This window comes from Streptomyces sp. NPDC047000, assembly GCF_040644295.1.
In the GTDB taxonomy this organism is placed as follows: domain Bacteria; phylum Actinomycetota; class Actinomycetes; order Streptomycetales; family Streptomycetaceae; genus Streptomyces.
In genome coordinates this window covers 147,040-159,291 of record NZ_JBEYWE010000011.1, presented here as the reverse complement: position 1 = coordinate 159,291, position 12,252 = coordinate 147,040, and the positions used below count along the sequence as shown (strand labels likewise).

Annotated in this window: 11 protein-coding genes; 9 read left to right on the top strand and 2 right to left on the bottom strand. The window is 70.7% G+C overall.

Annotated features, from left to right (window positions below; genetic code table 11):
• Nucleotides 1–163 precede the first annotated feature (163 nt).
• Together ABZ862_RS19575 and ABZ862_RS19570 are read left to right on the top strand one after the other, a co-directional pair.
• Nucleotides 164–1,018, top strand: a complete 855-nt coding sequence (locus tag ABZ862_RS19575) for a helix-turn-helix transcriptional regulator (RefSeq protein ID WP_360959661.1) — start codon at nucleotides 164–166, stop codon at nucleotides 1,016–1,018.
• Between the two features lie 11 nt (nucleotides 1,019–1,029).
• Nucleotides 1,030–1,209 carry a DUF397 domain-containing protein gene (locus ABZ862_RS19570; RefSeq protein ID WP_360959834.1) on the top strand — a complete coding sequence of 60 codons (180 nt, stop codon included), beginning with the start codon at nucleotides 1,030–1,032 and terminating at the stop codon, nucleotides 1,207–1,209.
• Nucleotides 1,210–1,221: 12 nt separating this feature from the next.
• Here the strand turns inward: ABZ862_RS19570 and ABZ862_RS19565 are convergent, their stop codons facing one another.
• Nucleotides 1,222–1,959, bottom strand: coding sequence for an SDR family oxidoreductase (locus tag ABZ862_RS19565; RefSeq protein WP_360959659.1), 738 nt, complete (start codon nucleotides 1,957–1,959; stop codon nucleotides 1,222–1,224).
• A gap of 144 nt (nucleotides 1,960–2,103) precedes the next feature.
• Between ABZ862_RS19565 and ABZ862_RS19560 the strand changes: the two genes are divergently transcribed.
• Nucleotides 2,104–2,676: a helix-turn-helix domain-containing protein gene (locus ABZ862_RS19560; protein ID WP_360959657.1), complete on the top strand. Its 573-nt coding sequence runs from the start codon at nucleotides 2,104–2,106 to the stop codon at nucleotides 2,674–2,676.
• A gap of 105 nt (nucleotides 2,677–2,781) precedes the next feature.
• On the opposite strand, the gene serC is transcribed toward ABZ862_RS19560, so the two are convergent.
• Nucleotides 2,782–3,900: a phosphoserine transaminase gene (gene serC, locus ABZ862_RS19555; RefSeq protein WP_360959655.1), complete on the bottom strand. Its 1,119-nt coding sequence runs from the start codon at nucleotides 3,898–3,900 to the stop codon at nucleotides 2,782–2,784.
• Between the two features lie 340 nt (nucleotides 3,901–4,240).
• Here serC and ABZ862_RS19550 point away from each other — a divergent pair, with 340 nt between their 5' ends.
• The 6 genes from ABZ862_RS19550 (at nucleotide 4,241) to ABZ862_RS19525 (ending at nucleotide 12,245) form a co-directional block, all read left to right on the top strand.
• On the top strand, nucleotides 4,241–4,375 hold the full coding sequence (locus ABZ862_RS19550) for a hypothetical protein (RefSeq protein ID WP_360959653.1): 135 nt from the start codon (nucleotides 4,241–4,243) through the stop codon (nucleotides 4,373–4,375).
• Between the two features lie 192 nt (nucleotides 4,376–4,567).
• Nucleotides 4,568–6,781 (top strand): ABC transporter ATP-binding protein, encoded by a 2,214-nt coding sequence (locus ABZ862_RS19545; RefSeq protein ID WP_360959651.1) that lies wholly within the window; start codon nucleotides 4,568–4,570, stop codon nucleotides 6,779–6,781.
• Nucleotides 6,782–6,927: 146 nt separating this feature from the next.
• Nucleotides 6,928–7,875 carry an EamA family transporter gene (locus ABZ862_RS19540; RefSeq protein ID WP_360959649.1) on the top strand — a complete coding sequence of 316 codons (948 nt, stop codon included), beginning with the start codon at nucleotides 6,928–6,930 and terminating at the stop codon, nucleotides 7,873–7,875.
• Between the two features lie 215 nt (nucleotides 7,876–8,090).
• Nucleotides 8,091–8,909, top strand: a complete 819-nt coding sequence (locus tag ABZ862_RS19535) for a TIGR03084 family metal-binding protein (RefSeq protein ID WP_360959647.1) — start codon at nucleotides 8,091–8,093, stop codon at nucleotides 8,907–8,909.
• Nucleotides 8,910–8,967: 58 nt separating this feature from the next.
• The gene (locus ABZ862_RS19530) at nucleotides 8,968–10,650 is read left to right on the top strand and encodes an acyclic terpene utilization AtuA family protein (RefSeq protein WP_360959646.1); all 1,683 of its coding nucleotides are present in this window, start codon (nucleotides 8,968–8,970) and stop codon (nucleotides 10,648–10,650) included.
• Complete coding sequence (locus tag ABZ862_RS19525) at nucleotides 10,647–12,245, top strand: carboxyl transferase domain-containing protein (RefSeq protein WP_360959644.1); 1,599 nt, start codon at nucleotides 10,647–10,649, stop codon at nucleotides 12,243–12,245. The genes ABZ862_RS19530 and ABZ862_RS19525 overlap by 4 nt, the downstream gene beginning before the upstream one ends.
• The last annotated feature ends 7 nt before the right edge of the window (nucleotides 12,246–12,252 follow it).

Genomic DNA, 12,252 nt, shown 5'->3' with positions numbered 1-12,252 from the left:
CGTACTACCTCCTGACATGCCGTCAATGTGTCGTTCGATGGCGACATGGCTGAGGTTAGGGTCGCAAGCTGGACATCAGCAATAAGCTAGGTCGCATACATGCTGTAGCACATATGTGCAGTATGTACCTTGCTCTACAGTGGCTCGCGAGAGAGGGGGTGCGATGCCCGCAGGTGGACGACCGACCGTGCGCAGCAGGCGACTTGGCTCCGCGCTCAGGCGGTACCGGCTGGCGGCCAAGCTCGACCAGCCGCAGGCGGCCGAGGTGATCGCGGCACATCAGACCAGGGTCAGCCGGATCGAGACCGGGCATGTCACTGCCCGGCCCATCGAGATCCGGGCGATGCTGAAGGCGTACGGGGTCGACGACCCCGAAGTCCGCGGAAAGCTGGAGGCGTTGGCCAAGCAGTCCAACCGGCGCGGCTGGTGGCTGGAGCATGCGGCGCATCTACGGCCGGACTACCTCGATCACATCGCGTTGGAGGATGACGCGACGTACATCCGCGAGTGGCAACCGGTGCTTGTCCCCGGGCTCCTGCAAACCGCGGCGTATGCCGGCGCGGTCATCGAGGAGGGGCCCGATTACGTGGCTCCAGATGCGATCGACCAGTTGGTGAGGGTGCGGCAAGGGCGGCAGGCCAAGATCGCGGAGGGCGGGGCGTCATACACCGCCATCCTCTGGGAGGCGGTCGTCGTGCACCCGCTGGTCGGTGTCGATACTCATCGGCAGCAACTGGCCGCGATCCTCGAAGCCGGAAAGAGGAAGAACGTCACCGTGCAGGTTCTGCCGTTCGGCGCCGGAGCGCTGGCGGCTTCGACTTCCGCCTTCTCCTCCTTCAGCTTCGATTCCGAGCCGGTGGTCGAGGCAGTGACCTTGGAGAACCTGCGGGGTACATCGGTCCTTGAGGCTCCGGAAGACCTGACCGCTTACGCCAATATGTATGACCAACTACGATCGGCGGCGTTGGCGTCGGAAGCGAGCGCGAGGCTCATCCGGGACATACTGCGGAGCATCTAGGAAGCCCGATGGTGACTGAGGTTGCGGGACCCTTCTTGAAGTCTTCGTACTCCGGACAGCAGGGCAACTGCGTAGAGGTCGCCCCCACAAGCGCCGGCGGCCGAGCCGTCCGTGACGGCAAGCGGCGCGACGGCTCGCTGCTCACCGTCTCCCGTGAGGGATGGCGGGCGTTCCTGCGGCAGTTCGGATAGGTGGCGGTGTCGTCAGGCCTGCACGGTGGGTCGGACGACGATCTCGCTGATGTCGATGCCGTCGGGCTGCTCGATCGCGTAACCGATGGCGGAGGCGACGGCGGAGGGCGGCATGGCGATCTCGTCGCGCTGCCGGGTCATCGCTGCCGCGACCTCGGGGCCGGCTCCCTTGCCGATGCCCTCGGTATGGGTGAAGCCGGGCGATACGAGGGTCACGCGCAGGTCGGGTCCTGATTCCTGGCGTAGGCCCTCGGTGAGCACCTTCACCGCCGTCTTGGTGGCCGCGTAGACGCCCTGCGGGGCTTTGACCACGTAGGCCGCGGTGGAGGCGACGTTGACGAAGTGGCCGGAGCGCTGTCGGCGGAAGACGGGAAGGGCTGCCCCGATGCCGTTGAGCAGGCCGGTGATGTGGGTGGAGACCATGGCGTCCCAGTCGTCCTGGCGCAGCTCGTCGAAGGGGGAGACCGCCATCGTGCCGGCGTTGGAGATCAGGACGTCGAGTCGGCCGAACCGATCGAGGGCCGTGTCCGTCAGGCGCCGCAGGTCCTCGCGGTGCCGGACGTCGACGATGACGCCGGTGGCGGTCCCGCCCTTCGCCGTGATGCCGTCCACGACGGCGCCCAGCCGGTCCGCGCGCCGGGCGCCGAGCACGAGCCGGGCACCCTTCTCGGCGAGGTGGGCCGCGGCGGCTTCGCCGATGCCGCTGCTGGCACCCGTGATCGCGATGACCTTGCCCTGGATTCTCGACATGATCGGGTTTCCTCCGAGGGGGGTGTACGCCGGTCAGCACGTTGACCGACGAGTAAAGTGGGGGATCCCCCACTTGGGTGAGGGTAAGTGGGGGTGTCCCCGTTTAGCAATCCGGGATGTCTCCGGGAAGGGGTGACGAGACCGATGGCCGACGAAGCGCACCGTCCGCTGCGCGCTGACGCCCGGCGCAACAGGGAGAAGATCCTCGCGGCTGCCGCGCGTGTGTTCACGACGGAGGGGCTGGACGCGCAGATGGAGCGCATCGCCAAGGAGGCGGGGGTGGGCAGCGCGACCCTGTACCGCAACTTCCCCACCCGGGAGACCCTGGTCGAGGCGGTCTACCGCCACGAGGTGGCCCAGTTGTGTGACGCCGTCCCCGCCCTGCTCGCCCGCCACTCGCCCGACGAGGCCCTGCGCGGCTGGACACGCCTGTTCCTGGACTACGCCACCGCCAAGTACGGCATGATCGACGCCCTGCGCGCCCTCGCCGCGTCGGGCGGCAATCCCTACGGTCACAGCCGGGAGATGATCCAGGCCGCCATCACCTCGCTCATGGAGGCCTGCACGGTCGCCGGACTGATCCGCACCGACATCCGGCCCACCGACATCGGCGCCGCCCTGGAAGGCATAGCCCTCACCTCGGCGGGGGCTGAGCACCGACAACAGGCGGAGCGCCTGCTCGACCTCACGCTGGACGGCCTCATGGCCCACCGGTGACGACCCGTGCGGGGGGCCGCTCCACTGCTGCCGGATCTTGACCTCGGACGCGCGAAGGGCGCCCGGTGCGGTACCGGGCGCCCTTCGTTGTTGTGACGGGAGCGGTCAGAGGCGCTCGATGGCGTAGTCGACGCACTTCGTCAGGGCTTCGACGTCCGCCGGGTCGACCGCCGGGAACATGGCGACGCGCAGCTGGTTGCGGCCGAGCTTGCGGTACGGCTCGGTGTCCACGACGCCGTTGGCGCGCAGCACCTTGGCCACGGCGGCGGCATCGATCTCGTCCGAGAAGTCGACCGTGCCGACGACCTGCGAACGCTTCGCCGGGTCGGTGACGAACGGCGTCGCGTACTTGGACTCCTCCGCCCAGCTGTAGAGCCGGGTCGAGGAGTCCTTGGTGCGGCCCGTGGACCAGGCGAGGCCGCCCTGGCCGTTGATCCACTCCAACTGCTCGTTCAGCAGGAAGAGGGTCGCGAGCGCGGGGGTGTTGTACGTCTGGTTCTTGCGGGAGTTGTCGATCGCCGTCGGCAGGCTGAAGAACTCCGGGATGTGCCGGCCGGACGCGTGGATCCGCTCGGCGCGCTCGATCGCGGCCGGGGAGAACACGCCGATCCACAGGCCGCCGTCGGAGGCGAAGGACTTCTGCGGGGCGAAGTAGTAGACGTCGGTCTCGGCGATGTCGACCGGCAGGCCGCCCGCGCCGCTCGTCGCGTCCACGAGCACCAGTGCGCCCTCGTCGGCGCCGGCCACCCGCTTGATGGGCATGGCGACACCGGTGGACGTCTCGTTGTGCGTGAACGCGTACACGTCGGCGCCCGCCTCGGCCCGCGGCTCCGGGTGCGTACCCGGGTCGGAGGAGACGAGGACCGGCTCGGCCAGCCACGGGGCCAGCTTGGACGCCTTCGCGAACTTGGAGGAGAACTCGCCGAACGTGAGGTGCAGCGACTTGTTCTCGATCAGGCCGTGGGTCGCGATGTCCCAGAAGGCGGTCGAGCCGCCGTTGCCGAGGATGACCTCGTAGCCCTCGGGCAGCGAGAACAGCTCGGAGATGCCTTCGCGAACCTTGCCGACGAGGTTCTTGACCGGAGCCTGTCGATGAGAGGTGCCGAGCAGAGAGGTGCCGGTCGCGGCCAGGGCGTCCAGCGCCTCCGTCCGCACCTTGGAGGGACCCGCGCCGAAACGACCGTCCGCGGGCTTGATGTCAGAGGGAATCTGGATCTCAGCCACGAGGGGAGATTATCGGGTGCGCGAAACCCGGGCGAAACGTTGTCCATGCCCTGAGACGGAGTCTCGTACACCGGACCGAACGACTGGGCCGGTCGGCCCCGGAGCGTCCCGGCGCAAAGGGTTCTCCTACCTTCCATAAGCTGCCTCTCAGGTTTATAAGACCACTCTCAGGTTGCGCGGGCGAACTCAGCGGGCGCCAAGGTATTCACAGCACCTCTATGCCGTGAGCAAGCCGATTTTGCCGTTCCGTGGGGTGTGCGGCGTGTAAGTTTCTCGATGTCGGGATCCGGACGCGGAATTCCCGAACTTCCCAAGCACAGCGCAATCCCGAGGAGTCGGAATGAGCTTCAAGAAGCTGGCCCCGCTGCCCCCGAAGCCCAAGTCGAAGCAGCTCCCCCCGCCGCCGAAGCCGAAGCCCAAGAAGAAGCACGAGGCGAAGCCGCTGCCCAAGCCGCTGCCCGGTCACGGCAACTGATTCCACTGATTCAGCTGCTTCTGTGGTGAGAAAGGGGGTCGATGGTGCACCGTCGACCCCCTTTCACCTGTGCGGCGGTTCAAGGCCCGAAGAATTCGACGGCTTATTGATCCTGATATTCGGTGACGTGTCGATGCGGATGTTCTTCCTGCGTCGTCATGCAGCTGCAAACAGGGAGGAGGGGTTCCCGTAATGCGGCATACCCCTGAATACCGTGCCCACGGACGCGACCTCGACCGCGATGACGATGCCGTCGACGAGGGGGAGGGCAAGGGCGAGGACGAGCCGGACGACGACTTCGAGGACGCCCCCACCATCCCCGCCCGTACCGCCTTCCGCCGTTTCTGGCCGCTGACCCGGGGACTGCGCGGCCGGCTGGTGCTGGTCTGGGTGTGCACGGTGCTCGCCGCGGTCGCCGAGACCGAGTCGATCCTCCTCTTCAGCGACCTCACCGACCACGCCCTCCAGAAAGGCTCGCTCGGCGCGTTCTGGAGCCCCGCGCTGAAGTGGCTCGGCATCGCGATCGTCGGCGCCGTCGTCGCGTACGCCGGCAACTCGCTGGCCGCGTGGATCACCGAGCGCTTCGTGATGCGGCTGCGCGAGCACGTCTTCGACCATGTGCAGCGGATGCCGCCGCACTTCTTCCAACGCCACCGCCAGGGCGATCTGCTGTCCCGGCTGACCGGTGACGTCGAGGCCATCGAGACGATGGTGGTGTCCGGGCTCGTCGGCGCGGCCTCCGCCGGCTTCAGCGCCGTCTTCTACGCGGCCGCCGCCTTCTGGCTGCGCTGGGACCTGGCCGCCGCGACCTTCGTCCTCGCCCCGCTCTACTGGCTGGCCGCCCGCCGGTTCTCCGGCTCCATCAAGGATGTCTCCCGCGAGGGCCGGGTCGCCGACGGCGCGATCACCTCCGTGGTGGAGGAATCGCTCGGCAACATCGTCCTCACCCAGGCCTACGACCGCCGGGACGCGGAGAAGCGGCGGCTGCACGAGGAGGCGACCGCCTGGTTCCGCGCCTCGGTCCGCTCCACCCGCCTCAACGAGGCCTACGAGCAGCTCGTCGCCGTCATCGAGACGGTGTGCGTGCTCGCGGTCATCGGCATCGGGGCCTGGGAGATCTCCTCGGGCCGGATGACCCTCGGCCAGCTCCTCGCCTTCGCCGCGTTCCTCGGCTACCTCTACCCGCCCGTCCAGGGCCTGGCCCAGCTCGGGCTCACCGTCACGGCGGCCACCGCGGGCGCCGAGCGGCTCATCGAGATCCTCGACGTCCGGCCGTCGGTCGCCGACCCCCGGCACGCCTCCGACACCGGCCGCCCGGACGGCACGGTCGAGGTACGGGACGTCACCTTCCACTATCCGGGCACCGACAAGGCGGCCCTGAAGGATCTCTCCTTCACCGTCAGCCCCGGCGAACTGGTGATCATCACGGGCCCGAGCGGCGCGGGCAAGTCCACCGTCTCCAAACTCCTCCTCCGCTTCTACGACCCCGACACCGGCGAACTCCTCCTGGACGGCGTCCCCCTGCGCGACCTGCCGCTCGCCCGCCTGCGCGAGTACGTCACCCTGCTCCCGCAGGAGACACTCGTCCTGCACGACACCGTCCGCGCCAACATCGCCTGCGGACGGCCCGGCGCCAGTGAACAGGCGATCCTGGAGGCGGCCAGGGCGGCCGACGCACACGACTTCATCCGCCGGCTGCCCGACGGCTACGACACCCGGGTCGACCCCAACTCCGCCCGCCTCTCCGGCGGCCAGCTCCAGCGCCTCGCCATCGCCCGCGCGATCCTGCGGGACGCGCCGGTACTCGTCCTGGACGAACCGACGACCGGCCTCGACTCGATGGCCGCGCGGCGGGTGGTCAAACCGCTGCGCCGGCTGATGACCGGCCGTACCACCATCATGATCACCCACGACCTCAACCTCGCGCCCGACGCCGACCGCATCCTCGTCGTGGACCGCGGCCACATCGTCGAGACCGGCCGCCACGAGGAACTGCTGGCGCGGGGCGGGGCCTACGCCCGTCTGCACCGCTCGCAGAACAACGCGATCATGGACACCGGCGAACTCCGGCTGCCGCTGTTCGTGGAACCCGGCGAGCGGGAACGCGAGCGGGAGGGTGAGCAGCGGCAGGAGCGGGAGTGGCAGCAGGCCGAGGCGCAACTGCTCCAGCAGCCCCAGCAGCAGCCGTGGGTGCCGTACGCGTACGAGGCACCGTACGAACCTGCCTACGACCAGTCCCACGCTCCTCCGCAGCCGTTGTACCAGCCGGCGTACGAGTCGGCGTACGCCGCCCAGGATCCCTACGGGGCCCCCGCCCCCTCCCCCTCCTCCCCTTCCCCCCTCTTTCCCGACGGCCGCCCCCTCTTCCGCGACGAGGTCCCGCTGCCGCCGTGGCCCGGGGTGTGAGGCGAGCGGCATAAAGAATTCACAGGCCGCGCGGAGTCCATTACCCTGGACCGGACAGTTCATCAAGCTGAACGCATGGCGGTGTCGGCGTCAGCGCCCGCATCACCTCCGCATCCGCATCCAGAGCCGAACCCCGTGGACCGCCCGTGAGTACCCCCAGCACCTCCGCTTCCGCCGCAGCCGCTTCCGCCGCCGCTGTTCCCGTCCCGGAGTCCCCGAGCCGCCGGGGCTCGCTCGGCCCCGTCGGTCTGGTGCTTGCGGGCGGCGTCTCGGTGCAGTTCGGCGCCGCACTGGCGGTGACGCTGATACCGAGGGCCGGTGCGCTGGGTGTGGTGACGCTGCGGCTCGTGGTGGCGGCGCTGGTCATGCTGCTGGTCTGCCGTCCGCGGATGCGCGGCCACTCGCGCGCGGACTGGGGGACGGTGATCGCCTTCGGCGTCACCATGGCGGCGATGAACGGCCTGTTCTACCAGTCCGTGGCCCGTATCCCGCTGGGCCCGGCGGTGACGCTGGAGGTGCTGGGTCCTCTGGCTCTCTCCGTGCTGGCCTCCCGTCGTGCCGTGAACGCGTTGTGGGCCGCGCTGGCCCTGGGCGGTGTCTTCCTGCTGAGCGGCGGAGGCTTCGGCGGCCTGGAGCCGGCCGGAGTCGCCTTCGCCCTCGCGGCGGGTGCGATGTGGGCGGGGTACATCATGTTCAGCGCGCGCACCGGCCGCCGTTTCCCGCAGGCGGACGGCCTGGCGCTGGCGATGGGCGTGGCGGCGCTGTCCTTCCTGCCGCTGGGCGTCGCGGAGTCCGGCACCCGGCTCCTCGACCCCGTGACCGTCGCTCTCGGCGCGGGCGTGGCGATCCTCTCCTCCGTCCTCCCGTACACCCTGGAACTCCTGGCCCTGCGCCGCCTGCCCGCCTCCACCTTCGCGATCCTGATGAGCCTGGAACCGGCGATCGCGGCGACGGCCGGCTTCCTGGTCCTGAGCCAGTCCCTGTCCGCGGTCCAGGCCGTCGCGATCGCCCTGGTGATCGCGGCCAGCATGGGAGCGGTACGCACCCAGGTGGGCCGCGGCCGTGCGAAGCCGCCCGTGCCGGACGTGCCCTGACGCCGACGCCGATACCAACGCCGATACCGGCACCGGCACCGGTACTGACTTCGTCACTCATCGTGCTGCCTCCCGCCGGCCCCGCCGTCTCCGTCGCCTTCGCCATCAACTGTCACACAGAGTAATCGATCGCACGCACACGGATGAGGCCCTGTGGATAACTAATTCATGCAAGCGTGCTTGATTGTTTCTACCCCCGCTGCCATGCTCCCCCCATGGCTGACCCGACGCCCGTGATCGATGATCTGCGTGCGGAGAGCGAGGAACTCGACCGGCTCGTGGCCGGGCTGGACGTGGCGCAGTGGGCACTGCCCACTCCCGCGGACGGGTGGACCGTCGCTCACCAGATCGCGCACCTTGCCTGGACCGACCGCTCGGCGCTGCTCGCCGTCACCGACGAGGACGGCTTCCGCGTGATGGTGGAGAAGGCCCTCGCCGCCCCCGCCACCTTCGTGGACGGCGGAGCCGAAGAGGGCTCCCGCCTGCCCGTCCCCGAGCTGCTCGCCGGGTGGCGGGACGGGCGGACCGCACTCGACCTGGCCCTGCGCCGGGCACCGGACGGAGCCAGGTTCCCCTGGTACGGGCCGCCCATGGCCGCCGCCTCCATGGCCACCGCCCGCCTGATGGAGACCTGGGCGCACGGCCTCGACATCGCCGAGGCGGTCGGCGCGGTCCGGGAACCCACCGCCCGCCTCCGGCACATCGCGCGGCTCGGCGTGCGGACCCGGGACTTCGCCTTCGGGGTACGGGGACTGCCCGTGCCCGAGGCAGCCTTCCGCGTCGAGCTCCGGGCCCCGGACGGCGAGGAGCTCTGGACCTACGGGCCCGAGGACGCCGACCAGCGGATCACCGGGACCGCCCTCGACTTCTGCCTCCTCGTCACCCAGCGCGCCCACCGCGCCGACCTCTCTCTCACCGCCACCGGCCCCGACGCCGACCGGTGGCTCGACATCGCCCAGGCCTTCGCCGGACCGCCCGGACCCGGCCGCCCCGCGCAGCCGGAGTCCCCTTCCGCGCAGGAGGACGCCCGATGACCCCGCACCCCGGTGGCGCAGGCCGTCCGATCGCCCGTCCCCCGGCGGAGGCACGCCGGTGACCCTCCGCATCGGCAACGCCTCCGGCTTCTACGGCGACCGTTTCGACGCCCTCCGCGAGATGCTCACCGACGGCCCCCTCGACGTCCTCACCGGTGACTACCTCGCCGAGCTGACCATGCTCATCCTCGGCCGGGACCGCCTCAAGGACCCCTCCGCCGGATACGCCCGCACCTTCCTGCGGCAGCTGGAGGAGACCCTCGGGCTCGCCCACGCGCGCGGGGTGAAGATCGTGACCAACGCGGGCGGACTGAACCCGGCGGGACTCGCCGGTGCCGTCCGGCAGCTCGCGGACCGGCTGGGCATCCCCGCGCGGGTCGCCCACGTCGAGGGCGACGACCTCACCGCCCGGTATCCCGGCAGCCTCGCCGCCCACGCCTACCTCGGCGGCTTCGGCATCGCCGAGTGCCTGCGCGCCGGGGCCGATGTCGTCGTCACCGGGCGGGTCACCGACGCCGCCCTGGTCACCGGGCCCGCCGCCGCCCACTTCGGATGGCAGCCCGGGGACCACGACCGGCTCGCCGGGGCCGTCGTCGCCGGACACGTCCTCGAATGCGGCACGCAGGCCACCGGCGGGAACTACGCCTTCTTCCGGGACGGCGACGTACGGCGGCCCGGGTTCCCGCTCGCCGAGCTGCACGCGGACGGCAGCTGCGTCATCACCAAGCACCCCGGCACCGGCGGCTTCGTCGACACCGGCACCGTCACCGCGCAGCTGCTCTACGAGACCGGCGGCGCCCGGTACGCGGGACCCGACGTCACCGCCCGCCTCGACACCGTACGGCTCACCCAGGCCGGACCCGACCGGGTGCGGATCTCCGGGGCACGCGGCGAGGCACCGCCGCCCACCCTCAAGGTCGGGCTCAACAGACTCGGCGGGTTCCGCAACGAGGTCGTCTTCGTGCTCACCGGCCTCGACATCGAGGACAAGGCCGGCCTGGTCCGCGCGCAGATGGACGACGCCCTCACGCGCGCGAAGGCCCGCCCCGCCGAGATCCGCTGGGACCTCGTCCGCACCGACCGGCCCGACGCGGGCACCGAGGAGACCGCCAGCGCCCTGCTCCGGCTCGTCGTGCGCGACCCGTCCCAGGAAGCCGTCGGACGGGCGCTGAGCGGCGCCGCCGTCGAACTCGCCCTCGCCAGCTACCCCGGGTTCAACGTGCTCGCCCCGCCCGGGAAAGGCGCGCCCTACGGCGTGTTCGAGGCCGCCCACGTGCCGCAGGACGCCGTCGAGCACACCGCCGTCCTGCCCGACGGCCGGCGTGTCGTCGTCTGCCCCCCGCGCCACACCCGCGCCCTCCAGGACGCCGGACAGCCACCCCTGCCCGAGCCCCTCACCCCCGCCGGTCCCACCCGCCGCGCCCCCCTCGGCCTCGTCGCCGGGGCCCGCAGCGGTGACAAGGGCGGCGACGCCAACGTCGGCGTGTGGGCCCGCGGCGAGGCGGCGTGGCGGTGGCTGGTGCACGAGCTGACCGCCGAGCGGTTCCAGGAACTGCTGCCCGAGACCGCGCCCCTCACCGTCGTCCGCCACGTGCTGCCCGACCTGCGCGCGCTGAACTTCGTCGTCGAGGGCGTCCTCGGCGCCGGAGTCGCCTCCCAGCACCGTTTCGACCCGCAGGCCAAGGCTCTCGGCGAATGGCTGCGCTCCCGCCACCTGGACATCCCGGAGGCCCTCCTGTGACCGTCCTGCCCACCGCCCTCGACACCGGCGGCGCCGACTACCGCACACACCGCGACACCATGCTCGCCAAGCTCGACGCCCTGGACGCCGAACACGCCAAGGCCCTCGCCGGCGGCGGCGACAAGTACGTGCAGCGGCACCGCGCGCGCGGGAAGCTGCTCGCACGCGAACGCGTCGAGCTGCTGCTCGACCCCGACACGCCGTTCCTGGAACTCTCGCCGCTGGCCGCCTGGGGCAGCGACCACACCGTCGGCGCGTCCATGGTCACCGGTATCGGTGTCGTCGAGGGCGTCGAATGTCTGATCACCGCCAACGACCCCACCGTGCGCGGCGGCGCCACCAACCCGTGGACCCTGAAGAAGGCCCTGCGCGCCAACGACATCGCCCTCGCCAACCGGCTGCCCGTCGTCAGCCTCGTCGAGTCCGGCGGCGCCGACCTGCCCTCCCAGAAGGAGATCTTCATCCCGGGCGGCGCGATCTTCCGGGACCTGACACGCCTGTCGGCCGCCGGGATCCCGACCGTCGCCGTCGTCTTCGGCAACTCGACGGCCGGAGGCGCGTACGTGCCCGGCATGTCCGACCACACGATCATGGTCAAGGAACGCGCCAAGGTGTTCCTCGGCGGGCCGCCGCTGGTGAAGATGGCCACCGGCGAGGAGAGCGACGACGAGTCGCTCGGCGGCGCCGAGATGCACGCGCGCGTGTCGGGACTCGCCGACCACTTCGCCGTCGACGAACTCGACGCACTGCGCCAGGCACGGCGTGTCGTGGCGCGCCTCAACCACCGCAAGGCCTACCCGGACCCCGCACCCGCCGAGCCGCCCCAGTACGACCAGGAGGAACTCCTCGGCATCGTGCCCGGCGACCTGAAGACCCCCTTCGACCCGCGCGAGGTGATCGCCCGGATCGTCGACGCCTCCGACTTCGACGAGTTCAAACCGCTGTACGGGACCAGCCTGGTGACCGGCTGGGCCGCCCTGCACGGCTACCCGGTGGGCATCCTCGCGAACGCCCAGGGCGTGCTGTTCAGCGAGGAGTCGCAGAAAGCCGCCCAGTTCATCCAGCTCGCCAACCAGCGCGACATCCCGCTGCTGTTCCTGCACAACACCACCGGTTACATGGTCGGCAGCCGCTACGAACAGGGCGGCATCGTCAAACACGGCGCCATGATGATCAACGCGGTGTCCAACTCGCGCGTGCCGCACCTGTCCGTACTGATCGGCGCGTCCTACGGCGCCGGGCACTACGGCATGTGCGGACGCGCCTACGACCCGCGTTTCCTGTTCGCCTGGCCGAGCGCCAAATCGGCCGTCATGGGACCGCAGCAGCTCGCCGGCGTGCTGTCGATCGTCGCCCGCCAGTCCGCCACCGCGAAGGGTCTGCCCTACGACGAGGACGCGGACACCGCGCTGCGCGCCATGGTGGAGCAGCAGATCGAAGCGGAGTCGCTGCCGATGTTCCTGTCCGGGCGGCTGTACGACGACGGCGTCATCGACCCGCGCGACACCCGCACCGTCCTCGGCCTGTGCCTGTCCGCCGTGCACACCGCGCCCTACGAGGGCGCGCGCGGCGGCTTCGGCGTCTTCCGGATGTGAGGGACCC

Bases quoted from the DNA above. Each gene is read 5' to 3' on its own strand.
- ABZ862_RS19535 (WP_360959647.1), top strand. From the start codon at position 8,091: ATGGCTGACCCGACGCCCGTGATCGATGATCTGCGTGCGGAGAGCGAG.
- ABZ862_RS19545 (WP_360959651.1), top strand. From the start codon at position 4,568: ATGCGGCATACCCCTGAATACCGTGCCCACGGACGCGACCTCGACCGC.
- ABZ862_RS19550 (WP_360959653.1), top strand. From the start codon at position 4,241: ATGAGCTTCAAGAAGCTGGCCCCGCTGCCCCCGAAGCCCAAGTCGAAG.
- ABZ862_RS19575 (WP_360959661.1), top strand. From the start codon at position 164: ATGCCCGCAGGTGGACGACCGACCGTGCGCAGCAGGCGACTTGGCTCC.
- ABZ862_RS19565 (WP_360959659.1), bottom strand. From the start codon at position 1,959: ATGTCGAGAATCCAGGGCAAGGTCATCGCGATCACGGGTGCCAGCAGC.
- ABZ862_RS19560 (WP_360959657.1), top strand. From the start codon at position 2,104: ATGGCCGACGAAGCGCACCGTCCGCTGCGCGCTGACGCCCGGCGCAAC.